General features: G+C 70.9%; 27 protein-coding genes. 8 read left to right on the forward strand and 19 right to left on the reverse strand.

The features are described from left to right. Nucleotides 1-15: 15 nt before the first annotated feature. Nucleotides 16-1,467 (reverse strand): gamma-aminobutyraldehyde dehydrogenase, encoded by a 1,452-nt coding sequence (locus ACFVN5_RS18645; protein WP_376957209.1) that lies wholly within the window; start codon nucleotides 1,465-1,467, stop codon nucleotides 16-18. A gap of 192 nt (nucleotides 1,468-1,659) precedes the next feature. Between ACFVN5_RS18645 and ACFVN5_RS18650 the strand changes: the two genes are divergently transcribed. From ACFVN5_RS18650 to ACFVN5_RS18660, 3 genes are read left to right on the forward strand one after another with little or no spacing between them, the layout of a single operon-like run. Further along, nucleotides 1,660-2,142, forward strand: a complete 483-nt coding sequence (locus ACFVN5_RS18650; protein ID WP_376957211.1) for an Lrp/AsnC family transcriptional regulator — start codon at nucleotides 1,660-1,662, stop codon at nucleotides 2,140-2,142. Between the two features lie 27 nt (nucleotides 2,143-2,169). Beyond that, complete coding sequence (locus ACFVN5_RS18655; protein ID WP_376957213.1) at nucleotides 2,170-3,642, forward strand: aspartate aminotransferase family protein; 1,473 nt, start codon at nucleotides 2,170-2,172, stop codon at nucleotides 3,640-3,642. Nucleotides 3,643-3,644: 2 nt separating this feature from the next. Further along, nucleotides 3,645-5,087, forward strand: coding sequence for an NAD(P)/FAD-dependent oxidoreductase (locus ACFVN5_RS18660; protein ID WP_376957215.1), 1,443 nt, complete (start codon nucleotides 3,645-3,647; stop codon nucleotides 5,085-5,087). A gap of 8 nt (nucleotides 5,088-5,095) precedes the next feature. On the opposite strand, the gene ACFVN5_RS18665 is transcribed toward ACFVN5_RS18660, so the two are convergent. Next, a complete protein-coding gene (locus tag ACFVN5_RS18665; protein ID WP_376957216.1) occupies nucleotides 5,096-6,283 on the reverse strand; it encodes a DUF4192 family protein in 1,188 nt (395 codons plus the stop codon). Between the two features lie 99 nt (nucleotides 6,284-6,382). Then, the gene (locus ACFVN5_RS18670; RefSeq protein WP_376957217.1) at nucleotides 6,383-7,351 is read right to left on the reverse strand and encodes an aldo/keto reductase; all 969 of its coding nucleotides are present in this window, start codon (nucleotides 7,349-7,351) and stop codon (nucleotides 6,383-6,385) included. Between the two features lie 167 nt (nucleotides 7,352-7,518). Here ACFVN5_RS18670 and ACFVN5_RS18675 point away from each other — a divergent pair, with 167 nt between their 5' ends. Together ACFVN5_RS18675 and ACFVN5_RS18680 are read left to right on the forward strand one after the other, a co-directional pair. Beyond that, nucleotides 7,519-8,010, forward strand: a complete 492-nt coding sequence (locus ACFVN5_RS18675) for a methylated-DNA--[protein]-cysteine S-methyltransferase (protein ID WP_376957218.1) — start codon at nucleotides 7,519-7,521, stop codon at nucleotides 8,008-8,010. Further along, nucleotides 8,007-8,633, forward strand: coding sequence for a DNA-3-methyladenine glycosylase I (locus tag ACFVN5_RS18680; RefSeq protein WP_376957220.1), 627 nt, complete (start codon nucleotides 8,007-8,009; stop codon nucleotides 8,631-8,633). The genes ACFVN5_RS18675 and ACFVN5_RS18680 overlap by 4 nt, the downstream gene beginning before the upstream one ends. 98 nt (nucleotides 8,634-8,731) lie before the next feature. Here ACFVN5_RS18680 and ACFVN5_RS18685 read toward each other — a convergent pair whose 3' ends face one another. The 15 genes from ACFVN5_RS18685 to ACFVN5_RS18755 all read right to left on the reverse strand — a co-directional run bounded on the left by ACFVN5_RS18685 (nucleotide 8,732) and on the right by ACFVN5_RS18755 (nucleotide 21,713). After that, nucleotides 8,732-9,490, reverse strand: a complete 759-nt coding sequence (locus tag ACFVN5_RS18685; protein WP_376957222.1) for a YaaA family protein — start codon at nucleotides 9,488-9,490, stop codon at nucleotides 8,732-8,734. After that, nucleotides 9,490-10,062, reverse strand: a complete 573-nt coding sequence (locus ACFVN5_RS18690) for an AAA family ATPase (RefSeq protein WP_376957224.1) — start codon at nucleotides 10,060-10,062, stop codon at nucleotides 9,490-9,492. Before ACFVN5_RS18690 ends, ACFVN5_RS18685 begins: the two co-directional genes overlap by 1 nt. A 10-nt stretch (nucleotides 10,063-10,072) precedes the next feature. Then, nucleotides 10,073-10,333 (reverse strand): F0F1 ATP synthase subunit epsilon, encoded by a 261-nt coding sequence (locus tag ACFVN5_RS18695; protein WP_376957226.1) that lies wholly within the window; start codon nucleotides 10,331-10,333, stop codon nucleotides 10,073-10,075. Between the two features lie 2 nt (nucleotides 10,334-10,335). Next, nucleotides 10,336-11,796: a F0F1 ATP synthase subunit beta gene (atpD, locus tag ACFVN5_RS18700; RefSeq protein ID WP_376957228.1), complete on the reverse strand. Its 1,461-nt coding sequence runs from the start codon at nucleotides 11,794-11,796 to the stop codon at nucleotides 10,336-10,338. A gap of 21 nt (nucleotides 11,797-11,817) precedes the next feature. Continuing rightward, nucleotides 11,818-12,714 carry a F0F1 ATP synthase subunit gamma gene (locus tag ACFVN5_RS18705; RefSeq protein ID WP_376957230.1) on the reverse strand — a complete coding sequence of 299 codons (897 nt, stop codon included), beginning with the start codon at nucleotides 12,712-12,714 and terminating at the stop codon, nucleotides 11,818-11,820. A gap of 42 nt (nucleotides 12,715-12,756) precedes the next feature. Then, nucleotides 12,757-14,397, reverse strand: a complete 1,641-nt coding sequence (atpA, locus tag ACFVN5_RS18710) for a F0F1 ATP synthase subunit alpha (protein WP_376957232.1) — start codon at nucleotides 14,395-14,397, stop codon at nucleotides 12,757-12,759. Between the two features lie 97 nt (nucleotides 14,398-14,494). After that, on the reverse strand, nucleotides 14,495-15,289 hold the full coding sequence (locus ACFVN5_RS18715) for a F0F1 ATP synthase subunit delta (RefSeq protein ID WP_376957234.1): 795 nt from the start codon (nucleotides 15,287-15,289) through the stop codon (nucleotides 14,495-14,497). A 3-nt stretch (nucleotides 15,290-15,292) separates the two neighbouring features. Further along, a complete protein-coding gene (locus tag ACFVN5_RS18720; protein WP_376957235.1) occupies nucleotides 15,293-15,862 on the reverse strand; it encodes a F0F1 ATP synthase subunit B in 570 nt (189 codons plus the stop codon). 28 nt (nucleotides 15,863-15,890) lie between these two features. Further along, nucleotides 15,891-16,124, reverse strand: a complete 234-nt coding sequence (gene atpE, locus ACFVN5_RS18725) for an ATP synthase F0 subunit C (protein ID WP_022888426.1) — start codon at nucleotides 16,122-16,124, stop codon at nucleotides 15,891-15,893. A gap of 46 nt (nucleotides 16,125-16,170) precedes the next feature. Next, nucleotides 16,171-16,950 (reverse strand): F0F1 ATP synthase subunit A, encoded by a 780-nt coding sequence (atpB, locus tag ACFVN5_RS18730; RefSeq protein ID WP_376957237.1) that lies wholly within the window; start codon nucleotides 16,948-16,950, stop codon nucleotides 16,171-16,173. Between the two features lie 179 nt (nucleotides 16,951-17,129). Beyond that, nucleotides 17,130-17,609 (reverse strand): hypothetical protein, encoded by a 480-nt coding sequence (locus ACFVN5_RS18735; RefSeq protein WP_376957239.1) that lies wholly within the window; start codon nucleotides 17,607-17,609, stop codon nucleotides 17,130-17,132. Beyond that, complete coding sequence (locus ACFVN5_RS18740) at nucleotides 17,590-18,951, reverse strand: MraY family glycosyltransferase (RefSeq protein ID WP_376957241.1); 1,362 nt, start codon at nucleotides 18,949-18,951, stop codon at nucleotides 17,590-17,592. The genes ACFVN5_RS18735 and ACFVN5_RS18740 overlap by 20 nt, the downstream gene beginning before the upstream one ends. Continuing rightward, the gene (locus ACFVN5_RS18745; protein ID WP_376957243.1) at nucleotides 18,948-19,826 is read right to left on the reverse strand and encodes an L-threonylcarbamoyladenylate synthase; all 879 of its coding nucleotides are present in this window, start codon (nucleotides 19,824-19,826) and stop codon (nucleotides 18,948-18,950) included. The genes ACFVN5_RS18740 and ACFVN5_RS18745 overlap by 4 nt, the downstream gene beginning before the upstream one ends. A 142-nt stretch (nucleotides 19,827-19,968) precedes the next feature. After that, complete coding sequence (locus tag ACFVN5_RS18750) at nucleotides 19,969-20,793, reverse strand: ABC transporter permease (RefSeq protein WP_376957245.1); 825 nt, start codon at nucleotides 20,791-20,793, stop codon at nucleotides 19,969-19,971. A gap of 2 nt (nucleotides 20,794-20,795) precedes the next feature. Beyond that, complete coding sequence (locus ACFVN5_RS18755; protein WP_376957247.1) at nucleotides 20,796-21,713, reverse strand: ATP-binding cassette domain-containing protein; 918 nt, start codon at nucleotides 21,711-21,713, stop codon at nucleotides 20,796-20,798. A 76-nt stretch (nucleotides 21,714-21,789) separates the two neighbouring features. Here ACFVN5_RS18755 and ACFVN5_RS18760 point away from each other — a divergent pair, with 76 nt between their 5' ends. Beyond that, a complete protein-coding gene (locus ACFVN5_RS18760) occupies nucleotides 21,790-22,863 on the forward strand; it encodes a TetR/AcrR family transcriptional regulator (RefSeq protein ID WP_376957249.1) in 1,074 nt (357 codons plus the stop codon). Nucleotides 22,864-22,893: 30 nt separating this feature from the next. On the opposite strand, the gene prmC is transcribed toward ACFVN5_RS18760, so the two are convergent. Further along, nucleotides 22,894-23,763: a peptide chain release factor N(5)-glutamine methyltransferase gene (gene prmC, locus ACFVN5_RS18765; protein ID WP_376957271.1), complete on the reverse strand. Its 870-nt coding sequence runs from the start codon at nucleotides 23,761-23,763 to the stop codon at nucleotides 22,894-22,896. A gap of 136 nt (nucleotides 23,764-23,899) precedes the next feature. Here prmC and cysK point away from each other — a divergent pair, with 136 nt between their 5' ends. Continuing rightward, nucleotides 23,900-24,835, forward strand: a complete 936-nt coding sequence (gene cysK, locus ACFVN5_RS18770) for a cysteine synthase A (RefSeq protein ID WP_376957251.1) — start codon at nucleotides 23,900-23,902, stop codon at nucleotides 24,833-24,835. Nucleotides 24,836-24,839: 4 nt separating this feature from the next. After that, nucleotides 24,840-25,418, forward strand: coding sequence for a serine O-acetyltransferase EpsC (epsC, locus tag ACFVN5_RS18775; RefSeq protein WP_376957253.1), 579 nt, complete (start codon nucleotides 24,840-24,842; stop codon nucleotides 25,416-25,418). Nucleotides 25,419-25,616: the final 198 nt, after the last annotated feature.

Genomic DNA, 25,616 nt, shown 5'->3' on the forward strand with positions numbered 1-25,616 from the left:
ACCGCGTGCGCGACGTCAGCCGATGTGGCTCATCACGTGCTTGATGCGCGTGTAGTCCTCGAAGCCGTAGTTGGAGAGGTCCTTGCCGTACCCGGAGTGCTTGAACCCGCCGTGCGGCATGTCGGACACGAACGGGATGTGGGTGTTGATCCAGACGCAGCCGAAGTCGAGGTGCTTCGCGAACCGCATCGCCCTCGTGTGGTCGCCGGTCCAGACGGATGCCGCGAGCGCGTAGTCGACCCCGTTCGCCATGGCGAGCGCCTCGGCGTCGTCGCGGAACGACTGCACGGTGAGCACCGGACCGAAGATCTCGCGCTGCACGGCCTCGTCGTCCTGGCGGAGACCGGTCACGATGGTCGCCTCCCAGAAGTAGCCGCGGTCGCCCTGGCGGCGACCGCCGAGGACGATGTCGGCGTGCGCCGGTAGGCGGTCGACGAAGCCCGACACGTGCGCGAGCTGGTTGGCGTTGTTGAGCGGGCCGTACAGGACGCCGTCCTGGCGCGGGCCGCCGGTGCGGGCGTTCGCCGACGCCTCGGCGACGAGGGCGGCGACGAACGCGTCGTGCACCGACTCGTGGACGATGACGCGGGTGGCGGCCGTGCAGTCCTGGCCGGCGTTGAAGTACGCGGCGGTGACGATGCCGGCCGCGGCCGCCTGCAGGTCGCTGTCGGGGAAGACGATGGCGGGCGCCTTGCCGCCGAGCTCGAGGTGCACGCGCTTGAGGTCGGATGCCGCGGCGCGCGCGACCTCCATGCCGGCGCGCACCGAGCCGGTGATCGCGACCATCTGCGGTGTGGGGTGCTCGAGCAGCGCAGCGCCCGTGGTGCGGTCGCCGGTGACGACGTTGAGCACGCCGGCGGGCAGGAACTCGGCCGCGACCTCGGCGAGCTTCAGCGTCGAGAGCGGTGTGGTGTCCGACGGCTTCAGCACGACCGTGTTGCCGGCGGCGATGGCCGGCGCGATCTTCCACACGGCCATGTTCAGCGGGTAGTTCCACGGCGTGACCTGGCCGATGACGCCGATCGGCTCGCGGCGCACGAACGAGGTGTGGCCGGTCATGTACTCGGCGGCCGAACGGCCCTCGAGGTTGCGGGCGGCACCGGCGAAGAACCGGAGCTGGTCGACGGACTGCAGGATCTCGTCGGCGACGAGCGACGCGCGCGGCTTGCCGGTGTCCTGCGACTCGAGGTCGGCGAACTCGTCGGCACGCGACTCCATGGCGTCCGCGATGCGGAAGAGCGCGAGCTGGCGCTCCGCCGGAGTGGTCTCGCCCCAGGTCTCGAACGCGTCGGACGCCGCACGGTAGGCGCGATCGAGGTCGGCCGCGGTCGAGATCGGCGCAGCGCCGTAGACCTCCTCGGTCGCCGGGTCGACGAGGTCGATCGCGTCATCGCCCTGCGCCTCCACGTAGTCGCCGCCGACGAAGTTCCGGAGGGTGCCGGTGCTCAGGAGGGTGCCGCTGGTCATGGGATATCGATCCTCGGATGTGATGCCGTCGGCGCGGCGCGCGCGCCCGCAGCGCCGGACCGGCGCCGTGGCGCCCATGATAGGCGGCTTCAGTGGTGAAATGCGAGTGAATGCATAGGAATCAGTTGTGAAAGGGGTGGAAATCGACGGAATCGCTTGCTTGCGGCATCCGCCACTGACACAATCGGTCGCATGACGAACGCCCCGCGCTCCAACTCGTCGCGCCCGGTGCACCTCGACGACGTCTCGAAGGCGATCATCGAGCAGCTCCAGGTCGATGGGCGACGCTCCTACGCCGACATCGGCAAGGCCGTCGGCCTCTCCGAGGCGGCGGTGCGCCAGCGCGTGCAGCGGCTCACCGAGTCGGGCGTGATGCAGATCGTGGCCGTGACCGACCCGATGCAGCTCGGCTTCACGCGACAGGCGATGATCGGCATCCGCGCCGGCGGGGACACGCGCGAGCTCGCCGAGCGACTCGCGGAGATCCCCGAGCTCGACTACGTCGTGCTCACGGCGGGGAGCTTCGACCTCATGGCCGAGGTCGTGTGCGAGAACGACGAGGAGCTCATCAACCTCCTCAATTCGCGCATCCGCAACCTGCCCGGCGTGCACAGCACCGAGACGTTCGTCTACCTGAAACTGCAGAAGCAGTTCTACAACTGGGGCACCCGCTGACCGCGGGCCGCCCGGAAGGAGATCCCGATGACCACCATCGACGCAGCGACGAGCCTCGGCTCGGCCGGCTACGACGACGCCGACCTGCAGCAGAAGGCGAAGGACCACCTCTGGATGCACTTCGCGCGGCAGTCCACGATGGAGGAGAACGGCGTCCCCATCATCACCCGCGGTGAGGGTCACCACATCTACGACATCCATGGTCGCGAGTACTTCGACGGCCTCTCCGGCCTCTTCGTCGTCAACGCCGGCCACGGGCGCCGTCGCCTGGCCGAGGTCGCCGCGAAGCAGGCGCAGGAGCTCGCGTTCTTCCCGATCTGGTCGTACGCGCACCCGTCCGCGATCGAGCTCGCCGACCGGCTCGCCGACTACGCTCCGGGCGACCTCAACCGCGTGTTCTTCTCCACAGGCGGCGGCGAGGCCGTCGAGACCGCGTTCAAGCTCGCGAAGTACTACTGGAAGCTGAAGGGCCAGCCCACCAAGCACAAGGTCATCTCGCGTGCGGTCGCCTACCACGGCACCCCGCAGGGCGCGCTCGCCATCACGGGCATCCCGGCGATGAAGGCGATGTTCGAGCCCCTGACCCCGGGCGGCTTCCGCGTGCCCAACACGAACTTCTACCGCGCGGCCGACGTCGGCGCCCCCGCCGACGACCTCGAGGCGTTCGGGATCTGGGCGGCCAACCGCATCGAGGAGATGATCCTGTTCGAGGGCCCCGAGACCGTCGCCGCGGTCTTCCTCGAGCCGGTGCAGAACTCGGGCGGCTGCTTCCCGCCGCCTCCCGGCTACTTCCAGCGCGTGCGCGAGATCTGCGACCAGTACGACGTGCTGCTCGTGAGCGACGAGGTGATCTGCGCGTTCGGCCGCATCGGCCACATGTTCGCCTGCGACGCCTACGGCTACGTGCCCGACATGATCACGTGCGCCAAGGGCATGACCTCGGGCTACTCCCCGATCGGCGCGACGATCGTGTCGGAGAAGATCTACGAGCCGTTCTCGAAGGGCACGACGAGCTTCTACCACGGGTACACCTTCGGCGGACACCCGGTGTCGGCCGCCGTCGCCCTCGCGAACCTCGACATCTTCGAGGAGGAGCGCCTCAACGAGCGCGTGCGTGAGAACTCCCCGCTGTTCCGGGCCGAGCTCGAGAAGCTCCTCGACCTGCCGATCGTCGGCGACGTGCGCGGCGACGGGTACTTCTTCGGCATCGAGCTCGTGAAGGACAAGGCCACCCGCGAGACGTTCAACGACGAGGAGTCCGAGTACCTGCTGCGCGGGTTCCTGTCGAAGGCCCTCTTCGACGCCGGGCTGTACTGCCGCGCCGACGACCGTGGCGACCCCGTCATCCAGCTCGCCCCGCCGCTCACGATCGGCGTGCCCGAGTTCCAGGAGATCGAGCAGACGTTGCGCTCGGTGCTGACCGAGGCATCCGACCGCGCGGCCGACTTCAAGGGTCACCAGCACGGCGGAGAGCACCTCCTCGTGCCCGCGCGCGTCTGATGGTGAGCCTGCACCGGGCCACCGACGGCACGGCTGCCGGCTACCGTCGGGCGAGCTTCTGGCTCGACGACCTCGTGACGGCGGGGCGCGACGATCTCGCGCCGCGCCCCGCCCTCACGGCCGACGCCCGATTCGACGTGTGCATCGTCGGCGGCGGCCTCACCGCGCTCTGGACCGCGTACTCGCTCGCGACGGCGGACCCGAGCCTGCGGATCGCCGTGCTCGAGCGCGAGATCTCGGGATTCGGCGCGTCGGGCCGCAACGGCGGCTGGTGCTCGGCCCTCTTCCCGCGGTCGCCCGGTTCGCTTGAACGCCGGCACGGGTACGACGCCGCGGTCGCGATGCGGCGCGCCATGGTCGACACGGTCGATGAAGTGGGCCGCGTCGCCGCCCTGGAGGGCATCGACTGCGACTACGAGCGCGGCGGCACGGTGGTGTTCGCCCGCAACGACGTGCAGCGCGAGTTCGCTCGCGCCGATGTGGCCGAAGCCCGGCTGTACGGCGTCGACCGCACCGAGTACTGGGACGAGCGCACGGTCCGCGCGCGCTTCGGCGCAACCGGCCGCGATGGCCGTCCGCCTGCCGCCGTGTTCGACCCCGCGTGCGCCAGCGTGCACCCGGCCAAGCTCGTCCGCGGGCTGGCACGGGTGGTCGAGGGCATGGGCGTCGCCCTCTTCGAGCGGACCGAGGTGCAGGACTGGGCGGCCGGCACGGTGCGATTCCGCGCGGTGGACACGGGGATCGAGGGCACGGTCTCCGCGCGTCACGTGATCATCGCCCTGGAGGGCTACGGCTCGCAGCTGCCGCGGGTGCGACGCCGGCTCATGCCGCTGTACTCGCTCATGATCGCCACCGAGCCGCTCGGCGACGACGTGTGGGACGAGATCGGCATCGACCACGGGCAGACCTTCAGCGACTACCGGCACCTGCTGATCTACGGACAGCGCACCGCCGACAACCGGTTCGCGTTCGGCGGACGCGGCGCCCGCTACCACTGGGGCAGCAGCGTCGACCCGTCGCATGAGCGCGTCGACGAGGTGTTCGATCACCTGCACGACGCGCTGCGCGACCTCTTCCCCGCCGTCGGCGACGCGCGGGTCACGCACCGATGGGGCGGCCCGCTCGGCATCGCGCGCGACTGGCACGCCACCGCGAGCTACAACCCGAGGACGGGCGTGGGCTTCGCCGGGGGCTACGTGGGCGACGGGCTCTCGACGACCAACCTCGCCGGGCGCACGCTCGCCGACCTGGTGCTCGGACGCGAGACAGAGCTGACGACGCTGCCCTGGACGAACCACCGTTCGCCGCTCTGGGAGCCCGAACCGCTGCGGTTCGCCGGCGCCAACCTCGGCATCCTCGGCATGCAGTTCGCCGACCTCGAGGAGCGCTTCACGAAGCGCCCGTCGCTCGCCGCCCGCCTGATCGCGCCGCTCGTCGGCCACTGACCCCGCGGTCACGGTCGTCGGGGGCTCGACGAGCGCGGGTCCGCGAACGCCCACTCGGGCAGCGTCCCGCTGCCGATGAACGCCGACAGCAGCGACGCCATCGAGTGGCCGGGCGAGGCCTCGACCGCCAGATCGATCAGCGCGCCGGCCGCGGACCCGCGACCCAGCGACCACGCCAGCCAGGCGGCGATGCACAGCGGCGCGACCTGGAGCTCGTCGGGCGCGTGCGCCGCCGCAAGGCGGGTGACCTCGAGCGCGCGCTCGATGCGGGGAGTGTCGGGCCGCAGCGTCGACCGGCCGAGCAGCAGGCGGCCGAGCAGCTCGGACACCTCGCCCTCGGCGCCGTCGGCCAGCTCCCGACGGACCAGCTCGTCGACCGTCTCGCCGTGACGCTCGGCGCGCTCGGCGGTCTCGAGGGCGTCGTCGTGCGCGGCGGCACCCACGACGGGGCCGAACGCGAACTGGAGCATCATCGCGTCGCGGATCGGCGGCCGCTCGGCGAGGTGGAGGAACCAGGCGAGCCGCAGGCCGCTCACGCTGCTCGATTCCGGGCCGTCGGGCACCTCCTCGACGAGCGCTTCGACGAGGGCGACGGGGTCGGCGACCTCACCGAGCCGGTCCAGCTGCGTCGCGACGTCGTCGAGCTCCGCGAACGCCGCGAGCTCGCCGGCGATCGCCTCCGCCAGTCCCTCGTCGCGCTCGGGCAGTCGTCCGCTCGCGGTCGCCGACGTCTGCCCGGGCTCCACCTCGGGAAGGGCCGTTGCCGCGGCGCTCTCGTCGATCATCGCCAGCGCATGCCCTCGAGCCGGCGTGGCCGGATCCAGCAGCGAGCCCCAGCCGTCGGTCGCGCGGCAGAGCGCATCGCGCACCTGGAAGCCCGCCTGCTCGAAGCGCCGCACCAGGAGCGAGAGCAGCACGCGCTCGGGGAGCCCGCGGGACGACGCGAACGTGCGGTCGGTGTAGGCGATCGGCACCACGGCGTCGACGCCCGGCATCCGGCACAGCGTGCCCACGATCGCCGACACGAGGGATGGTCGGTCGCGGGCGCGGCGGGGCAGGTCGTGGCGCAGCACGCCGGCCGACCTCGAGCCCCGGAACGCGACGCAGACGATCGAGCGCTCGGGCACGAAGCCGGCGAGGGCTGGGACGAGGGCGAGCAGGTCATGCGCCGCAGCGGCACGGATGATGGTGGTCATGCCGGGAGCCTGCCGCCCGAGGCATCCGTCGACCTCGTGCCGTCGCGATCTGCGCGACCGACTCGCGCCGCGACCCCCTGTGGAGGGCGAGTGCGTGCGTCAGCGCGCGGCGAACAGCTCCGAGACCTCGGCGACCTCGGCGTCGCTGGGCCGCCAGGCGGCTCCGGCCGCCGCGTTCTGCCGGACCTGCTCGGGCCGGGTCGTGCCCGCGATCACGCTGGCGAGCCCCGGTTGGGCGAGCAGCCACCCGAACGTCGCCTCCAGCATGGTGAGGCCGCGATCCTCGGCGAACGCCCGGTAGCGGTCGAGCACGTCCCATGGCGCGTCGTCGACGAGGTGCCGGCGCTGGCGCATGATGCGCGTGTCGGCCGGGTGCTCGTCGCGACGGAACTTGCCGGTCAGCAGGCCGTTGTGCAGCGGGAAGAACGGGAGGAAGCCCAGCCCGAAGTGGCGCGCGGCCGGCAGGACCTCGGCCTCGGCGCCGCGTGCGAGCAGGTTGTACTCGTTCTGCGCCGACACGAACCGCGTCGCGCCGAGCTCGCGGGCCACCAGGTCGGCCTCGGCGAGCTGCCATCCGCTCAGGTTGGAGTGCCCGATGTAGCGCACCTTGCCCTCGCGCACGAGGTCGTCGAGCGCCGAGATCGTCTCGTCGATCGGCGTCGCGGGGTCGGGCGTGTGCAGCTGGTAGACGTCGATCCAGTCCGTCTGCAGGCGGCGCAGCGAGCCCTCGACCGCCAGCCGGACGTACCGCCGCGAGCCGCGCGCGCCCCATGCGGGCAGCGGCGACGGCAGCGAGGCGTGGCCGAACTTCGTGGCGATGACGACCTCGTCGCGCCGGCCGCGCAGGGCCTCGCCGAGGAGCGTCTCGCTGAGCCCGTACTCCCTGCCGTAGATGTCGGCCGTGTCGATGAAGTTGACGCCGGCGTCGAGCGCCGCCTCGATCACCGCGCTCGTGCCCTCCTGGGTCTCGGTCGCGGTGCCCGTGCGTCCGAAGTTGTTGCCGCCGAGGCCGACCGCGGACACGCGGAGCCCCGACCGGCCGAGGGAACGGTACTCGAGATCGGTCATCCGACCAGCCTAGGCGGGCCCGCGCGCAGGTCGTGACCGGGTCGATCGGATGCCGCACCGCCGTGCCGCCGCCCCGACTCGTCCTCCCCAACCGGGCTGATCGGGCGGCTGCTCGCGATGTCCGATTCCCGCGAGTCGATGTCGGATGCCGCGGCTACGCTCGAAGCATGACCAACGTGTTCCTCATCCGCCTCGACAGCCCCATCGGGCGCCTCGAGCTCACCGGCGACGACGAGGCCGTGAGCGGCCTCACCATCGAACGCGACGGCGCACTCCCCCACGATGGGGAGCCCGAGCGGTCCAACGCCGTGCTCGACGACGCGAGCACCCAGCTCACCGAGTACTTCGCCGGCTCCCGCACCGAGTTCGACCTGCCCGTCCGCCTCTCCGGCACCCCGTTCCAAGAGGCCGTCTGGGCCGAGCTCGAACGCCTCGGCTGGGGCGAGGCCACCTCCTACGGCGCACTCGCCGCCGCGGTGGGCAAGCCCGGCTCCGCCCGTGCCATCGGCGGCGCCGTCGGCGCCAACCCGATCCCGATCATCGTGGGCTGCCACCGCGTGCTCGCCTCCGACGGACGCATCACCGGCTACTCCGGCGGCGAGGGCATCCCCACCAAGCTCTGGCTCCTCGGGCACGAGCAGATCGGCTTCGCCGCGTGAGCGTCGTCCCGCGGCCCGACGTCGTGGTGGGCGACGACGGCCTCGCGCGCTGCGCATGGGGCGCGTCCGATCCCGAGTACCGGCGCTACCACGACGAGGAGTGGGGCACGCCCCAGCATGATCCGGTGCGGCTCTTCGAGAAGGTCTGCCTCGAGGGGTTCCAGTCGGGGCTGTCGTGGATCACGATCCTCCGCCGGCGTCCGGCGTTCCGCGAGGTCTTCCACGATTTCGACGCGGAGCAGGTCGCGGCGATGACCGAAGTCGACGTCGAGCGCCTCCTCGGCGATGCCCGCATCATCCGGCATCGCGGCAAGATCGAGGCCACGATCCAGAACGCCCGCGCCACGCTCGCGCTCGACCAACCGCTCGACGAGCTCCTCTGGAGCTTCGCACCGCCGCCCCGCGACGACTCGCCCACCTCGTTCGCCGAGGTGCCGGCCACGACGCCCGAGTCGACGGCCATGAGCAAGCAGCTGCGCACGCTCGGCTTCCGCTTCGTCGGCCCCACCACGATGTACGCACTCATGCAGGCGGCGGGCATGGTCGACGACCACGTGGCCGGCTGCTTCCGCTCGCACGCCACGCGTCACGTCCACGAGGCCGCCGCCGCCGTTCCGGCCTGATCGGCTGCGGCGACGCCGCCAGCCTCGTCACGCCGCGTCTGCGGCGGCGGGTTCGAGCGGAGCGCGGACGCTGCGCCCGGCCGGGCCGTCGGTACGGCTCAGGCGACGAGTTCGAGCTCGCGCACGGCGTCGGGCCCGTCGGCCTCACGCAGGTCGAGGCGGAACCCAGCGCCGCGGGCCCAGCCGACGAGCTCGTCGAGCGTCGCGATCTCGGGGCGCGACTCGAGGAACGCACGCGTGAAGCGGCCCTTCGCGTGCTTGTTGAAGTGATTGAGGGCACGACGGCGACCGTCCGCCTCGACCGACACGACGCGCACGAACACACTCCCCTCGCGCGCCGGCGCGGGCCCGAGCTCGGCGTAGCCCTCCGACCGGAGGTCGAGGATCACGCCAGGGCTCGCGGCGAGCAACGCCGGCAGGGACTCGCGCCAGAACCTGCGGAGCCGCACGTCGGGCACCCGCGAGTCGTGCGAGAGCCGGTAGGCCGGGATCGGGTCGAGCGCCCGCACGAGGCCGAACAGCGCCGAGTGCACGACCACCGTGCGGTGCGCGAAGGCGCGGGCGTCGGCGTCCAGCGTGGCCGCGTCGAGGGCGTCGTACAGCACGCCCGTGTAGCGGTCGATCGCGGGCATCGTCGGCGCCTCGAGCAGACCGCGATTGCGCTCGACCTCTGGGGCCTGGCGCGGTCCGAGCTTCAGCGCGCGCATCGCGGCGTCGTGATCCCCAGCGAGCTCGACGACGCGCTCGACGAGCTCGGTGCGGGCGGCGGTGAGCTCGGGGAACGACAGCACCGACAGGTCGAGGACGCCGTCCCCGCCGTCGCGCTTCGTCTCCGACGGCGGCAGCAGGAGGAGCACTAGGCGGCGATGAACGCCAGCGCGGCGTCGACGTTCGACCCCAGCGACTCGACGCTGTCGATCGTGATGCGCGGCAGTGCCGACGAGGGGCCTGTCCACGGCGCATACCCGTCGAGGCTCTGCTCGACGGCGCGCCAGGTGGTCTCCTCGAGGTGCGGCAGGCCACGCTCGCGCTTCTCGAGGCGCGCGCGGTGCAGCGCCTCGTCGGAGCAGACGACCTCGATCACGCGCAGGCGCACGTCGGCGCGTGCGGCGAGGTCGCGCCACTGCAGGCGGGCGGACTCGGCGGCGTTCACGGCATCGACGATGACCGTGCGCCCCGAGAGCAGCTCCTTCTCGGCGATCTCCTCGGCCACGAGGTAGGCGGCGAGCCCGGTCGGCTGGTCGGAGTCGATCCCGGCACGCAGGATCGCCGACTCGATCGGGTCGACGGAGACGACCGTGGCGCCGAGGCGGGCGCCGACGATCTCCCCGATCGTCGACTTGCCCGCACCCGGCAACCCGGCCATGACGATGAGCTGGGTGACGCTCAGGTCACCGAACTGGCGGTCGATCGGCTGCTCCCCCTGCATCCGGACCTCCTCAGGCCAGCTCGGCTCGGGACGCGACCACCTGCACGGAGTCCGACTGGACCGACAGGAAGCCGTCCTCGGCGGTGGCCGTGACCTTCTCGCCGCTCGGCAGCGTCACGCGCACCTCGCCGCCGGCCAGGATGGCGAGCATGGGCTCGTGGCCCGGCAGGATGCCGATCTCGCCTTCCACCGTGCGGGCGACCACCATGGACGCCTCGCCCGACCAGACCTCCTGGTCGGCCGAGACGACGCTCACGTTGAGGGCGGCCATGCTCAGCCGTTCTCCTTCTGGATGCGGGCCCAGTTCTCCTCGACGTCGGTGATCGGGCCGACGTTGAAGAACGCCTGCTCGGCCACGTGGTCGAAGTCGCCGCGGGCGATCGCGTCGAACGACTCGATCGTGTCCTTGAGCGGAACGGTCGAGCCCTCCACACCCGTGAACTTCTTCGCCATGTAGGTGTTCTGCGAGAGGAACTGCTGGATGCGGCGCGCGCGGGCGACGGTGATCTTGTCTTCCTCGGAGAGCTCGTCGACACCGAGGATCGCGATGATCTCCTGCAGCTCCTTGTTCTTCTGGAGGATCTGCTTGACCGTGGTCGCGACGCGGTAGTGGTCCTCGCCCAGGTAGCGGGGGTCCATGATGCGCGACGTCGAGGTCAGCGGGTCGATGGCCGGGTAGAGGCCCTTCGACGCGATCTCACGCGAGAGCTCGGTCGTGGCGTCGAGGTGCGCGAACGTGGTGGCCGGGGCCGGGTCGGTGTAGTCGTCGGCCGGCACGTAGATCGCCTGCAGCGAGGTGATCGAGTGACCGCGCGTCGAGGTGATGCGCTCCTGCAGGACGCCCATCTCGTCGGCGAGGTTGGGCTGGTAGCCCACCGCGGAGGGCATGCGGCCGAGCAGCGTCGACACCTCGGAGCCCGCCTGCGTGAAGCGGAAGATGTTGTCGATGAAGAGGAGCACGTCCTGCTTCTGCACGTCGCGGAAGTATTCCGCCATCGTGAGCGCCGACAGGGCGACGCGCAGACGCGTCCCGGGCGGCTCGTCCATCTGGCCGAAGACGAGGGCGGTCTTGTCGAAGACGCCCGCCTCCTCCATCTCGTGGATGAGGTCGTTGCCCTCACGCGTGCGCTCGCCGACGCCCGCGAACACCGACACACCACCGTGGTCCTGCGCCACGCGCTGGATCATCTCCTGGATGAGGACGGTCTTGCCGACGCCCGCACCACCGAAGAGGCCGATCTTTCCACCCTGCACGTAGGGGGTGAGGAGGTCGATCGACTTGATGCCGGTCTCGAAGAGCTGGGTCTTCGACTCGAGCTGGTCGAAGGCCGGGGGCTTGCGGTGGATCGGCCAGCGCTCGGTGATCTCGACCTGCTCGCCGGGCTCGCCGTTCAGGATCTCGCCGATGACGTTGAAGACCTTGCCCTTGGTGACGTCGCCGACGGGGACCGAGATCGCCTCGCCGGTGTCCGTGACCTCCTGGCCGCGCACGAGTCCGTCGGTGGGCTTCAGCGCGATGGCACGCACGAGGTCGTCGCCGAGGTGCTGGGCGACCTCGAGCGTGAGGATGGAGGTCTCGCCGCCGATGGTGATCTCGGTCTTGAGAGCGTTGTAGATCTCGGGGATCGAGTCGTGCGGGAACTCGATATCGACGACGGGGCCCGTGACGCGGGCGATGCGGCCGACGGCGCCGGCGGTCGACTCGGCGACCGGCGCGGTTGCGGTGTCAGTCATTCTGGCTCTCTCTTTTCTGGATTACTTCTTGGCGACGAGCGCGTCGGCGCCGCCCACGATCTCGGCGATCTGCTGCGTGATCTCGGCCTGGCGCGCCTCGTTCGCAAGCCGGGTGTAGTCGGTGATGAGCTTGTCGGCGTTGTCGGACGCCGACTTCATCGCCTTCTGCGTCGCCGCGTGCTTCGCGGCCGCGGACTGCAGGAGCGCGTTGAAGATGCGGCTCTCGATGTAGACGGGCAGGAGCGAGTCCAGCACCGTCTCGACGTCGGGCTCGAACTCGTACAGCGGCTGCACCGTGGCGTCGGGCTCCTCGACGCCCTCGACGACCTCGAGCGGCAGCAGGCGCACGATCTCGGGCGACTGCGTCATCATGCTCACGAACCGGTTGTAGACGACGTGGATCTCGTCGACCCCGCCGTCGGCGGCGTCGCGGAGGAACACCTCGAGCACCGCGTCGGAGATCTCCTTGGCGAGCTCGAACTGCGGGTTCTCGGAGCTGCCGGTCCACTGCCGCTCCGACGCCCGGCGGCGGAACTGGAAGTAGCCCACCGCCTTGCGCCCGACGAGGAAGTACACGACCTCCTTGCCCTGCGAGCGGAGCAGCTCGCTGAGCTCCTCGGCTTCGCGCAGCACCTGCGAGTTGAAGGCGCCCGCCAGACCGCGGTCCGACGTGAGGATGACCACGGCGGCGCGCTCGATCTTCTCGGGCTCGGTCGTGAGCACGTGGTCGACGTTCGAGTACGTCGCGACGGCCGACACGGCGCGGGTGATGGCGCGGGAGTACGGCGACGAAGCCGTCACACGCGCCATCGCCTTCTGGATGCGCGAGGCGGCGATGAGCTCCATCGCCTTCGTGATCTTCTTCGTCGTCTGGGCAGACCTGATCTTCTGCCGGTAGACCCGAAGTTGCGCTCCCATGTCTCTCCTGTATCCCTAGAGTTCGTCGTCGATCGTGGTCGCCTAGCGGCGAGCCTTGACGATCTTCTCCTGGTTGACGTCCTCTTCTGCGCTGGCCTCGAACTCCTCGCGTCCGACCGAGGCGAGCGGCTTTCCCTCGCCGGTCTGGAACTCGAGCTTGAACTTGTCGACCTCGGCCTCGAGCGTCGAGACGTTGTCGTCCGAGAGGACGTTGGTCTCGCGGAGCTCGTTCAGCACGTTGGTGTTGCGGCCGAGGTAGTCGAGGAGCTCGCGCTCGAAGCGCAGGATGTCCTCGACGGGCACCTCGTCGAGCTTGCCGTTCGTGCCGGCCCAGATCGAGACGACCTGCTCCTCGACGGGGTACGGCGAGTACTGCGGCTGCTTGAGGAGCTCGGTGAGGCGAGCGCCGCGCGCGAGCTGGCGGCGGCTGGCCGCGTCGAGGTCGGACGCGAACATCGCGAACGCCTCGAGCGAGCGGTACTGCGCGAGCTCGAGCTTCAGCGTGCCCGAGACCTTCTTGATCGACTTGACCTGGGCGTCGCCGCCGACTCGGGAGACCGAGATGCCGACGTCGACCGCGGGACGCTGGTTCGCGTTGAACAGGTCGGACTGGAGGAAGATCTGGCCGTCGGTGATCGAGATCACGTTGGTCGGGATGTACGCCGAGACGTCGTTCGCCTTGGTCTCGATGATGGGCAGGCCCGTCATCGATCCGGCGCCCAGCTCGTCGGACAGCTTCGCGCAGCGCTCGAGCAGGCGCGAGTGCAGGTAGAACACGTCGCCGGGGTACGCCTCACGGCCCGGCGGGCGGCGGAGGAGGAGCGACACGGCGCGGTAGGCCTCGGCCTGCTTCGACAGGTCGTCGAAGATGATGAGGACGTGCTTCGAGTCGTACATCCAGTGCTGGCCGATGGCCGAGCCGGTGTACGGAGCGAGGTACTTGAAGCCCGCCGGGTCGGACGCGGGAGCCGCGACGATGGTGGTGTACTCCATCGCGCCGGCGTCCTCGAGGGCGCCCTTCACCGAGGCGATGGTCGAGCCCTTCTGGCCGATCGCCACGTAGATGCAGCGGACCTGCTTCGAGGGGTCGCCCGTCTCCCAGTTCGCCTTCTGGTTGATGATCGTGTCGATCGCGATCGCGGTCTTGCCGGTCTGGCGGTCGCCGATGATGAGCTGGCGCTGGCCGCGGCCGACCGGGATCATCGCGTCGATGGCCTTGATGCCGGTCTGCAGCGGCTCGTGCACCGACTTGCGCTGCATGACGCCGGGCGCCTGGAGCTCGAGGGCGCGGCGGCCCTCGATGCCGGTGATCTCGCCGAGACCGTCGATCGGGTTGCCGAGCGGGTCGACGACGCGGCCGAGGTAGCCCTCGCCGACGGGCACCGAGAGGACCTCGCCCGTGCGGGTCACCTCCATGCCCTCCTCGATGCCGGTGAACTCGCCGAGCACGACGACGCCGATCTCGTCCTCGTCGAGGTTCAGCGCGAGGCCGAGCGTGCCGTCCGCGAAGCGGACCAGCTCGTTCGCCATGACCGAGGGAAGTCCCTCGACGTGGGCGATGCCGTCGGCTGCGTCGGAGACGTACCCGACCTCGGTCTTCTGCGCCTGGCCGGGCTCGTACGACGAGACGAACTCCGAGAGAGCGGAACGGATCTCGTCAGGGCTGATGGAGAGTTCTGCCATTGCCATTTCCTTTTCTGAAGGGCCGGGCCCTCGTCTGTACCGGTTGTACAGCTACTGGTGTGTCGCGGCGGGGAACGCCGGTCGTTTCGTCCGGCGGTCAGCCGGCAAGCTTCTGCCTCAGCTCGCTGAGGCGCGAGGCGACGCTGCCGTCGATGACGTCGTCGCCGATCTGCACGCGGACTCCGCCGATGAGGGCGGGGTCGACGATGGTGTCGAATCGGACCCGGCGGCCCGCCTGCGCGACGAGGCCCTGCGCGAGGCGCGCGAGCTGGTCGGCCGAGAGCGGCACGGCCGTCGTGACCGTCGCGACGTCGAAGCCGCGCTGGTCGGCGACGACGGATGCCGCGTGCCGAAGCAGCTCGCCGATGCGGCGGCCGCGCGGCTGCTGCACGAGGTGCCGCACGATCGCCACGGTCTGCGGCGACGCCTTGCCGGCGAGCAGGCGGTCGACGAGCGCGAGCTTCGGGGGCAGCGGGCTGAGCTTGCTGCCCAGCGCGAGCTCGAGCTCGGCGTCGGATGCCACGGCGCGCTCGAACGCGAAGAGCTCCGCGTCGATCTGCACGCCCTCGGCGGCCGACTCCGAGGCGACGCGGTAGCCGAGGTCCTCGAGGCCGCCGATGAAGTCGTCGCCGGTCGACCAGCGCCGCGTCGCGGCCGCGGTGACGAGCGTCACCGCGTCGGCCGTGATCTTGGCGCCGAAGACGGACTCGACGAGCGTGCGCTTCTGCGCGTCATCCGCCTCGGCGTCGATGAGCGCCGAGCGCAGCTGCGACGACGAGCCCACGACCCGGGCGACGGCGAGGAGGTCCTCGGCGACCTGCAGCTCGGCCCGGCCGAGCTGCGCGAGCGCGGCTCGCGTGCCGACGAGGGCCCCTCTCGTAGCGCTACCCATGGATTACTTCTTCCCTCCGGCAGCGGCCTGCTCGCTCGCCTCGAGATCGGCGAGGAAGCGGTCCACGACGTTCTGCGCCTTGCGGTCGTCGGTCAGGCTCTCGCCGATGACGCCGGACGCGAGGTCGATCGCCAGGGTGCCGACCTCGGAGCGCAGCGACACGAGCGCCGACTGGCGCTCCGCCTCGATCTGCGCCTGCGCGGTCGCGGTGACGCGGGCCGCCTCGCTGGTGGCCTGGTCCTTCGCCTCGGCGACGATCTTGCGACCGTCCTCGCGCGCGGTCTCGCGGATGCGACCGGCCTCGGCGCGCGCGTCGGCGAGCTGGGCGGTGTACTCCTCGAGCGCGGCCTCGGCCTTGCGCTGGGCCTCGTCGGCCTTCGCGATGTTGCCCTCGATCGCCTCGGCACGCTCGTCGAGCAGCTTGCGGACGCGCGGCAGCACGTAGATCCAGAAGAACACGAGGATGACGACGAAGCAGACTGCCGACCAGACGATGTCGTAGGTCGCGGGCAGAACCGGGTTCGGGGTCGACTCGTGGCCTTCCTCAGCAGCCCTCAGTACTGCATGAAGCACGTTGGCCTCCTCAGGTGAGCGGGGTCGATCAGACGAAGATGAAGTAGGTCGCGATGCCGATGAAGGCCAGCGCCTCGGTGAAGGCGATGCCGATCCACATCAGCACCTGGAGGCGGCCGGCGAGCTCGGGCTGGCGAGCGACGCCCTCGATCGTCTTGCCGACGACGATGCCCACGCCGATGGCCGGGCCGATGGCCGCGAGGCCGTAACCGACGGTCGCGATGTTGCCGTTGATCTCAGCGAGAACGGTAGTTGCGTCCACGTTGGGGTTTTCCTTTCCTAGGGATGTTCTGGGCGGGTGCCCGGGCTCAGTGCTCTTCCGCCACCGCGAGCTGGACGTAGACCGCGGTGAGGAGTGCGAAGACGTAGGCCTGCAGGACGGCGACGAGGATCTCGAACAGCGTGAAGACGAAGCCGAAGGCGAGCGTCCCGACGCCGAGGGCCGTGTACCAGCCGCCGAGGTTGAAAATGAAGAACTGCGTGGCCGCGAAGAAGAGCACGAGCAGGAGGTGTCCGACGATCATGTTCATCATGAGTCGGAGGGTGAGCGTGATCGGGCGGATGATGAACGTCGAGATCAGCTCGATCGGCGTGACGATGATGTACACCGGCCACGGAACACCCGAGGGGAACAGCGAGTTCTTGAAGAAGTTCTTGGGGCTCTTCTTGATGCCCGCGTAGATGAACGTGACGTACGCCACGATCGCGAGCACCAGGGGAACGCCGATGACGGACGTGCCGGCGATGTTCAGGCCGGGGATGACGCCCGTGAGGTTCATGAACAGCACGAGGAAGAAGATCGTCGTGAGGATCGGCAGGAAGCGACGGCCGTCCTTCTTGCCGAGCAGGTCGTCGGCGATGTTCACGCGGACGAGGTCGAGGCCCATCTCGACGAGGCTCTGGAAGCGGCCGGGGACGACCTTCATGCGGCGCGTGCCGAGCCAGAAGACGAGCAGCAGTGCGATGACCGCGACCCAGCGGACCAGAATGATGCGGTTGATCTCGAAGGGGGTGCCCTCGAACGCGATCGGGTCGGGGAAGAACTCCAGAATCGACGGCCCGTGGAACTCACCATCATCGGTTGACATCGGAACCAGCAGGTTCAGAGCGTTAGCTAGCAGCGCTATCTCCTGTTTCGGGGCGTGGAGCTCGGCTCTCGCGTCGTCGAACATCGGAACAGTTTCCGCACACGTGAAAACACGCGGAAACCGGGGGGATCGCCATTACTCTAGCAAGACTTCTACGAGCAGACGAATTCAGATCGTGCTCAGTCGTCGGTCGGCGCCTCGGGCAGCTTCACATCGCTCGCGTAGGGCATCCGCGAGGTCGAGACGACGATCACGTCGACCACGAGCGAGGCGACGACGCCCCCCACCAAGCTGAGGAACAGCACGGTCGGATTGAGCCAGTCGGCGTCGCGCAGCACGACCACGAGCACGATGAAGACGATGAACTTCAGCAGCCAGCCGCCGAGCACGATGCCGAAGAAGACGCCGACGAAGACGTCGCTCCCGGCGAAACGGTTGGCGAGCAGGATGCTCGCCGCGGTGATGCCCATGAACACGACGGCCATGAGCGTGCCGACGAGGGCGCTGACGAGCCCCTCGGTGCCGGCGAAGACGAGACCGAGGACGCCGCTCACCACCAGCACGACGGCGGCGAGCACCCCTCCCCAGGCGAGCGCCTTGCGGAGGACCGGGTTCGAGGTCGGCGTGCGGTCGGCGGGCTCAGGACGTGGGTCGGTCATCGTGCTCCAGTTCGGGGTCGCCCGATTCTACCGGGCGGCCCTGACCGGATGCCGTGGCGGCGACGTCGGCCGAGCCCGTCGACACGGGCACGGAACCGGTCGCGACGGGCACGGACCCCGTCGCCACCGCGACCGGCTCGGGCGACTCGAGCTCGTCGAACACCGTCGCCGCGACGGGGTCGTCGCCGTCGGCCTCGGCCGCGACCGTGAGCCGCTTGCGCCGTCCGAGCGGGGCGAGCGTGAAGGCCGCGCAGACGAGGAACCCGACCGCCAGCAGGAGGAAGGCCCAGCCCGACGGGATCCCGAAGTAGACGGGGAACACGAACGAGAGGAGGCATCCGATCGAGGCCACCGCCGTCCACGCGTAGAAGATGAGCACGGCGTTGAGGTGCGAGTGGCCCATGTCGAGCAGGCGGTGGTGCAGGTGCTTGCGGTCGGCCGCGAAGGGCGACTTGCCGGCGCGGAGCCGCCGGACGACCGCGAGCCCGAAGTCGAGCAACGGGATCACGAGGACCGCGAACGGCAGGATGATCGGGATGAACGCGGGGAACAGTTCTCCGAGCCCGAGCGAGGCGGGGTCGATCTGCCCGGTGACCGCGATGGCCGAGGTGGCCATCAGCAGGCCGATGAGCAGCGCGCCGGCATCGCCCATGAAGAGCTTCGCGGGGTGCCAGTTCAGCGGCAGGAACCCGGCGCACGCGCCGACCACGACGATCGCGAGCAGCGACGCGAGGTTGAAGTAGTTGAGCGGCGACGTCTTCTGCACGAGGAGGTACGTGTAGAGGAAGAAGACGCCGTTCGCGATGAGGGCGACCCCGGCCACGAGCCCGTCGAGTCCGTCGATGAAGTTGATCGCGTTCATCACGAGGACGATCGTGAAGACCGTGATCGTGGCGCTCATCCACGAGGAGCCCACCGTGATGCCGCCGATCGGCAGCGAGACGATCGACACGCCCTGCCATGCGATGAGGCCCGCCGCGATGAACTGGCCCGCCAGCTTCGTCGTCCAGTCGAGGTCCCAGATGTCGTCGGCGACGCCGATGAGCACGATGAGCAGGGCCGCCCCGAGGATCGCGAGCATCTGCGTCGGGTTCTGGAAGATGATCGACACCACCGAGAACCGCGACGACCCCAGCGTCGACACGAACGCCGCCGCGGCGATGGCCGCCACGATGCCGACGAACATCGCGATGCCGCCGAGCCGCGGAGTCGGACGCGTGTGCACGTCTCGCTCGCGGATCTTCGGGTACAGGCGGTACTTGAGGCTGAGCTTCCAGACGAGCACCGAGCCGCCGAAGGTGACGAGCGCGGCCACGAGGGCGAGCGCGAGGAAGAGGGTCATGAGGCGGCGGCGTCCGCTCCATCGTCAGGGGTCGCGCGGGCGGATGCCGCGGGCACGTCGTCGGCGGCGGCGACGTCGTCGTCAGCGGGCGCATCGGATGCCGCGTCGGGAACCGCGTCCTCGACGGCGGTCGCCTCGGCGTCGGGTGCGACCGGCACGGTCTCCGCGGCCTCCTCGCCGTCGGCGGGTGCGAGCAGCTCCTCCCCCACGACCTCCGCGATGCGCTCCCGGGAGATGACGCCGGCGCGCACGATGCGCAGCAGCCCGCCCTCGCCCGACAGCGACGTCGCGTCGATGATGGTCGAGCTCGTGTCGCCCGGACGCTCGCCGATGGCCTCGTAGGTCTCGCCGGCCTGGCCGCCGTCGAGGTACACCGTCACGGACTCGCCGAGCATGGCCTCCGCGTCGGCCGCGGTCGTCGCGGACGGCTGCCCCGAGAGGTTCGCACTCGACACCGCGAGCGGCCCGGTCTCGGAGAGGAGCTCGAGCGCGATCTTGTTGGCCGGCATGCGCAGCGCCACGGTGCCCCGCGTCTCGCCGAGGTCCCACTGCAGCGACGGCTGCGCGTGCAGGATCACGGTGAGCCCGCCGGGCCAGAACTCGGCGACGAGCTGGCGCACCGGCCCGGGCACGTCGGTCGCGAGCGCGTCGAGCGTGGGGATGCCGGGGATGAGCACGGGGGGCGGCGAGGTGCGCTCACGGCCCTTCGCCTGCAGGAGGCGCTCCACGGCCTTCGGGTCGAACGCGTCGGCGGCGACCCCGTAGACCGTGTCGGTGGGGATCACGACGAGCTCGCCGCGGCCGATGGCGCCACGTGCGAGTCGCATGCCGGTGAGCAGCTGGGAATCGACCGAACAGTCGTAGATGGTGGTCATGACCGCTCGATTCTAGACCAGCGCGGTCGCCGTTCCCGGGGCATGGGGACAGCCGTGCGCGTCGCCCGGTGCGACCGCCTCGCACGAGACGACGGATGCCGCGAGCCCGTGCTGCCCGCGGCATCCGTCGTCGTCGTTCGCGTCAGCGGCGCCCCGCCTTGCGGCGGAAGAGCCAGGCGCCCCACACCGCGGCCACCGCGATGAACAGCAGGCACCAGCCCACCGCCCACCAGGCGGAGTCGCCCATCGGCGTGCCCATGAGGAGGCTGCGGATCGTCTCGATGATCGGCGTGATCGGCTGGTGCTCGGCGAACCACGAGAGCCAGTCGGGCAGCGTCTCGACGGGCACGAACGCGCTCGAGAGGTACGGCAGGAACAGCAGGATGAACCCGTAGGCGCTCGCCGACTCGGGGCTCGAGGCCGCGAGGCCGATCGCCGCGAAGAGGTACGTGATGGCGAGGATGTACAACGCGATCAGCGCGATCGCCGCGACCCACTCGAGCGGCGTCGCCGTCGGCCGGAAGCCCACGAGCAGCGCGACGCCGATGACGACGCCGGTCGCGAAGAGGTTCCGCAGCACGCTCGCGACGACGTGGCCGGTCAGCACGGCGCCAGCCCGCAGCGGCATGGTGCGGAACCGGTCGATGATCCCCGTCGTCATGTCGCGTGCGACGTACATCGCGGTCGAGCTCGCGCCGAACCCGGCGCAGAGCAGGATGATGCCCGGCACCACGTAGTTCACGTACCCGCCCGACGGGTCGAGCGCGCCCCCGAACACGTAGGTGAAGAGCAGCATGAGCATGGTCGGCAGGATCACCGCCATGAGCAGCGCTTCGGTGTCGCGCAGCGAGTGCGTGATGCTCCGGCGGATGAAGACGGCCTCGGCCGTGAGCCCGGCGGGGCGGGCCCGCACGAGCGCCGGCGCGGAGGCCGGGCGCGACGGCGCGGTGTCGATGAGGGTGGTCATGGTCAGCCCTTCGTTCCGATGAGGTCGGCCGCGCGCTCGGGCTCGGCCGGGTGCGAGGTGATGGCGAGGAAGACGTCGTCGAGGCTCGGGCGGCGGATGGCGACCCTCGCGCCGTCGACGGCGGAGGCCGCGAGCCGGTCGAGCTCGTCGATGGCGGCGCGGAGCCCGTGCACGGTGCCGTCGGTCGGCAGCTCGGCGAGGACCTCGTCGTGGGGCCCGAGGAGCTCGACGACCTCGCCGCCGACCTGCGCCTTGAGCACGGACGCCGTGCCCTCGGCCGCGATCCGCCCCCGGTCGAGCACGGCGACGCGGTCGGCGAGCCGGTCGGCCTCCTCGAGGTACTGCGTGGTGAGGAACACCGTCGCGCCCTGGTCGGCGACCTCCCGGATGATCCGCCAGAGCTCCTGGCGGCTCCGGGTGTCGAGGCCCGTGGTCGGCTCGTCGAGGAAGATGACGGGCGTCGGCACGACGAGGCTCAGGGCCAGGTCGAGCCGCCGTCGCATCCCGCCCGAGTACGTGGCCACGCGTCGGCCGGATGCCTCGGCCAGGTCGAAGCGCTCGAGCAGTTCGTCGGCCCGGGCACGGGCCGCTCGCGCGCCGAGGCCCGAGAGCCGGGCGAGCATCACGACGTTCTCGCGGCCGGTGAGGACCTCGTCGACGGCGGCCGACTGCCCGGTGAGGCTGATGCGGGCGCGCACGCCGTCGGGGTCGGCCAGCACGTCGGCTCCGGCGACGAGGGCCGTGCCGGCGTCGGGCCGCACGAGCGTCGTGAGGATGTTGATGGTGGTGGTCTTGCCGGCGCCGTTCGGCCCGAGGAGGGCGAATACGCTGCCGGTCTCGACCGCGAGGTCGAGGTCGTCGAGGACCTCGGTGGAGCGGAATCGCTTGGCGATCCCGCGCGCGTCGATCGCGAGGGTCATGGGCTGCGCCTTTCCGGTGTACGAGTTAAACTGTTTATGCCATGCACGACTGTTTAAGTAATACACAGTTCTATGCTTGACGCAAGCACCGCTCGCCGATTGGAGCCCCATGACCCCCGAGACGCCCGCCGAGCCCGAGCTGCCCCGCGCCGTCGCGCTGGCCTGGGGCGTCGCGGCGAACCCGCAGCGCGGACCGAAGCGCGAGATGAGCATCGAGCGCATCGTCGACGCGGCGATCGGCATCGCCGACGCGGAGGGCCTCGCCGCGGTGTCGATGGCTCGGGTCGCCCAGTCGCTCGGCTACACGACCATGTCGCTGTACCGGTACGTCACCGCGAAGGACGACCTCCTGCTGCTCATGCAGGAGCAGGCCAGCGAGGTGCCGATCCCCGAGACGGCGCACGCGGGCGGGTGGCGTGCCGGCCTCACGCAGTGGGTCGGATCGTCGCGCGCCGCCTACCGCGAGCACCCCTGGCTCAGCGACATCCCGATCTCGGGGGTGCCGATCACGCCGAACAGCCTCGCGATGGTCGACTGGTTCCTGCGCGAGGTGCGCGGCCTGCCGCTCGACCCCGGCGAGAAGATGGGGATGCTCCTGCTGCTCGCGAACTACGCCCGCGGCACATCCCGCCAGGAGCACGAGCTCGCCGCCGCCGACCCCGGCGACATCGACGGCGCGAACTTCATGTCGGGGCTCGCCCAGCTCGTCACCCCCGAGCGGTTCCCCGACTTCGCCCCGTTCCTCATGTCGGGCGGCTACCTGGGCGGCGACGAGCCCGAGGATCCCGACGTGGACTTCGCGTTCGGCCTCGAGCGCATCCTCGACGGGCTCGAGCTCTACCTCACCCGTCGCGCGGGCGAACCCGATGCCGCGACGGCCCCGGCCGGGGCGGCGCGCGACGAGGGTCGCGAGGCCGTCGGCGGCGAGGAGCCCCTCCCCCGCGATCCGAAGGTGCGCGAGGCGAATCGCCGTCGCCGCGACGCCGAGCGCGCCGTGCGCGAGGCGCAGAAGTCGCTGCGCGAGGCCCGTCGCCGCGAGCGCGACGAGATCGCGGCGGCGCGGCAGCGCGCGACCGAGCAGGACGCGAAGGCGGCCGAGCGCGCGGCGAAGGCCGCGGAGCGGGCGGCGCGGGACGCGGCGAGGTCGTAGCCCCGTCGTCGCGGTGCCCCGCCGGCGCGCTCAGCGCAGGGCGGTCGTGGCGCGGTCGCGCGACGTGAGGTCGCGGTGGTGCGCGATCGCGCGCCATCCGTCGGCCGCGAGGATCGCCGCGATCGCCGCCGACTGCGTCTCGGCGTGCTCGATGACGAGCAGGCCCCCCGGATGCAGCAGCTCGGCGGCGCGCGTCGAGAGCACGCGCACGACATCGAGCCCGTCCGCTCCGCCGTAGAGCGCCGCCTCCGGGTCGTGCAGGCGCACCTCGGGGTCGCGCGGGAGCTCGCCCGCGGGCACGTACGGCGGATTCGAGATGACGACCGCGGCGCGGCCGTCGAGCTCCGCGAGCGCGGTCGCGAGGTCGCCGAACACGAGCTCGAGGTTCGGCGCGCCGACCTCGTCGACGTTGCGACGCGTCCACGGGAACGCCGCGGGCGAGTTCTCGACGGCCCACACGCGGGCGTGCGGCACCTCGGTCGCCATCGCGAGCGCGATCGCGCCGCTGCCCGATCCGAGGTCGATCGCGATCGGCTCGGGCTCGGCGGTGGCGCGCAGCGCGTCGATCGCGAGCTGCGCGACCTGTTCGGTCTCGGGACGCGGCACGAAGACCCCCGGTCCCACGGCCAGGTCGAGCGAGCGGAACGCGGCGCGGCCGGTGAGGTGCTGCAGCGGCTCGCGCCGCTCTCGGCGGCGGACGAGCGACTCGAGCGTCGCGGCATCCGCGTCGCCGAGCGCACCGCCGACGACCAGCCGTGCCTGCACGCCGCCGCGCGAGAGCCCGAGCACGTGCCCGATGAGCAGTTCGGCGTCGACCTCGGGGTAGGGCACGCCCGCCGCCGCGAGGCGCCCGACCGTCTCGTCGCGCACCGCGCGCAGGTCGCGCCCTTCGGCCTGAATCCTGCCCTCATCCACGAAATGGAATGTAACGCACGTGACCGGCGGCAGGCGCCGCCGTAGGCTGGGCCGCGGCACCCGCCCCCGCCAGCGAACCCGGTCGTCGCCGACGACGACGCCCATCCGAGAGGAACCTCCCATGGCCCAGGTCTTCGACAACATCACCGAGGTCTTCGGACGCACGCCCCTCGTGCGGCTCAACCGCGTCACCGACGGCGCCGAGGCGACCGTGCTCGCGAAGCTCGAGTTCTACAACCCCAGCGCCAGCGTGAAGGACCGCCTCGGCATCGGCATCGTCGACGCCGCCGAGGCGGCGGGCGCGCTCCAGCCCGGCGGCACCATCGTCGAGGGCACGAGCGGCAACACCGGCATCGCGCTCGCCATGATCGGCGCCGCCCGCGGCTACCGGGTCATCATCGCGATGCCCGAGACCATGTCGAAGGAGCGCCGCGCGCTGCTGCGCGCCTACGGCGCCGAGCTCGTGCTCACCCCCGGCGGCGAGGGAATGAAGGGCGCCGTCGCGCGCGCCGAGCAGATCGCGGCCGAGACGCCCGGCGCGGTGCTCGCGAAGCAGTTCGAGAACGTGGCCAACGTCGAGATCCACCGCCTCACCACCGCCGAGGAGGTCTGGAACGACACCGACGGCGGCATCGACATCTTCGTGTCGGGCATCGGCACCGGCGGCACCATCACCGGCGTGGGCCAGGTGCTCAAGGAGCGCAAGCCCGAGGTGCAGGTCGTCGGCGTCGAGCCGGCCGAGTCGCCGATCCTCAACGGCGGCCAGCCCGGCCCGCACAAGATCCAGGGCATCGGCGCCAACTTCGTGCCCGAGATCCTGGACCGCGAGGTCTACGACGAGATCATCGACGTGAACATCGACCAGGCCGTCGCCACCGCGCGTCGCCTCGGCGTCGAGGAGGGCATCCTCGGCGGCATCTCGTCGGGCGCCACCGTGTACGCCGCGACGCAGCTCGCGAAGCGCCCCGAGAACGCGGGCAAGACCATCGTGGTCATCGTCGCGAGCTACGGCGAGCGATACCTGTCCACGGTCCTGTACGAGGGTCTGCTTGACTGATCGGGTGCCCATCCTCAGGACGTTCAGGGAAGACCTCGCGACCGCCCGCTCGCACGACCCGGCTGCGCGGAGCGATCTCGAGGTCTTCCTCGCGTACTCGGGGCTGCACGCCATCTGGTCGTACCGGCTCGCGCACCGGCTCTGGGTCGCCGGGTGGCGGTTGCCGGCACGGTTGCTGTCCCAGCTCGTGCGCTTCCTCACGGGCATCGAGATCCACCCAGGCGCGACGATCGGCCGCCGCTTCTTCATCGACCACGGCATGGGCGTCGTCATCGGCGAGACGTCGAGCGTCGGGGACGACGTGATGCTGTACCACGGCGTCACACTCGGCGGGAAGGCGCCGCGCCACACGCTCCCCGGCACGAAGCGCCACCCCACGCTGCAGGACGGCGTCACGGTGGGGGCCGGCGCGAAGATCCTCGGCGACATCGTCATCGGTGCGTGGAGCGCGGTCGGGGCGAACGCGGTCGTGACCAGGCCCGCTCCCCCGCACTCGCTCCTCGTGGGCGTGCCGGCCAGCGTCCGTCCGCTGTCGCACGCGACGGCCGACGCCGCCCGCGGCGTGCACGACTGGCACATCTAACGCGGGCCTCGCCGCCCGCGGGCCGACGGATGCCGCGCGGCATCCGCGCCATGCCGAGTCGACCGCGGCGCGGCATCCGTGCCCGGCCCCGTGAGTACCGTCGTGTGCGCAATTCAGGTGCGCGCTCGGCGTGTCGGGGTCGCGCACGGCGTGTCGGCGCGCGACACACCTCCGCACCTGAATTGCGCACGTCACACG

Source organism: Agromyces sp. NPDC057865, from assembly GCF_042796995.1.
GTDB lineage: Bacteria > Actinomycetota > Actinomycetes > Actinomycetales > Microbacteriaceae > Agromyces.

Bases quoted from the DNA above. Each gene is read 5' to 3' on its own strand.
- ACFVN5_RS18645 (WP_376957209.1), bottom strand. From the start codon at position 1,467: ATGACCAGCGGCACCCTCCTGAGCACCGGCACCCTCCGGAACTTCGTC.
- ACFVN5_RS18650 (WP_376957211.1), top strand. From the start codon at position 1,660: ATGACGAACGCCCCGCGCTCCAACTCGTCGCGCCCGGTGCACCTCGAC.
- ACFVN5_RS18655 (WP_376957213.1), top strand. From the start codon at position 2,170: ATGACCACCATCGACGCAGCGACGAGCCTCGGCTCGGCCGGCTACGAC.
- ACFVN5_RS18665 (WP_376957216.1), bottom strand. From the start codon at position 6,283: ATGACCACCATCATCCGTGCCGCTGCGGCGCATGACCTGCTCGCCCTC.
- ACFVN5_RS18670 (WP_376957217.1), bottom strand. From the start codon at position 7,351: ATGACCGATCTCGAGTACCGTTCCCTCGGCCGGTCGGGGCTCCGCGTG.
- ACFVN5_RS18675 (WP_376957218.1), top strand. From the start codon at position 7,519: ATGACCAACGTGTTCCTCATCCGCCTCGACAGCCCCATCGGGCGCCTC.
- ACFVN5_RS18690 (WP_376957224.1), bottom strand. From the start codon at position 10,062: ATGCAGGGGGAGCAGCCGATCGACCGCCAGTTCGGTGACCTGAGCGTC.
- ACFVN5_RS18695 (WP_376957226.1), bottom strand. From the start codon at position 10,333: ATGGCCGCCCTCAACGTGAGCGTCGTCTCGGCCGACCAGGAGGTCTGG.
- atpD (WP_376957228.1), bottom strand. From the start codon at position 11,796: ATGACTGACACCGCAACCGCGCCGGTCGCCGAGTCGACCGCCGGCGCC.
- ACFVN5_RS18705 (WP_376957230.1), bottom strand. From the start codon at position 12,714: ATGGGAGCGCAACTTCGGGTCTACCGGCAGAAGATCAGGTCTGCCCAG.
- atpA (WP_376957232.1), bottom strand. From the start codon at position 14,397: ATGGCAGAACTCTCCATCAGCCCTGACGAGATCCGTTCCGCTCTCTCG.
- ACFVN5_RS18715 (WP_376957234.1), bottom strand. From the start codon at position 15,289: ATGGGTAGCGCTACGAGAGGGGCCCTCGTCGGCACGCGAGCCGCGCTC.
- atpB (WP_376957237.1), bottom strand. From the start codon at position 16,950: ATGTCAACCGATGATGGTGAGTTCCACGGGCCGTCGATTCTGGAGTTC.
- ACFVN5_RS18735 (WP_376957239.1), bottom strand. From the start codon at position 17,609: ATGACCGACCCACGTCCTGAGCCCGCCGACCGCACGCCGACCTCGAAC.
- ACFVN5_RS18740 (WP_376957241.1), bottom strand. From the start codon at position 18,951: ATGACCCTCTTCCTCGCGCTCGCCCTCGTGGCCGCGCTCGTCACCTTC.
- ACFVN5_RS18745 (WP_376957243.1), bottom strand. From the start codon at position 19,826: ATGACCACCATCTACGACTGTTCGGTCGATTCCCAGCTGCTCACCGGC.
- ACFVN5_RS18750 (WP_376957245.1), bottom strand. From the start codon at position 20,793: ATGACCACCCTCATCGACACCGCGCCGTCGCGCCCGGCCTCCGCGCCG.
- ACFVN5_RS18755 (WP_376957247.1), bottom strand. From the start codon at position 21,713: ATGACCCTCGCGATCGACGCGCGCGGGATCGCCAAGCGATTCCGCTCC.
- cysK (WP_376957251.1), top strand. From the start codon at position 23,900: ATGGCCCAGGTCTTCGACAACATCACCGAGGTCTTCGGACGCACGCCC.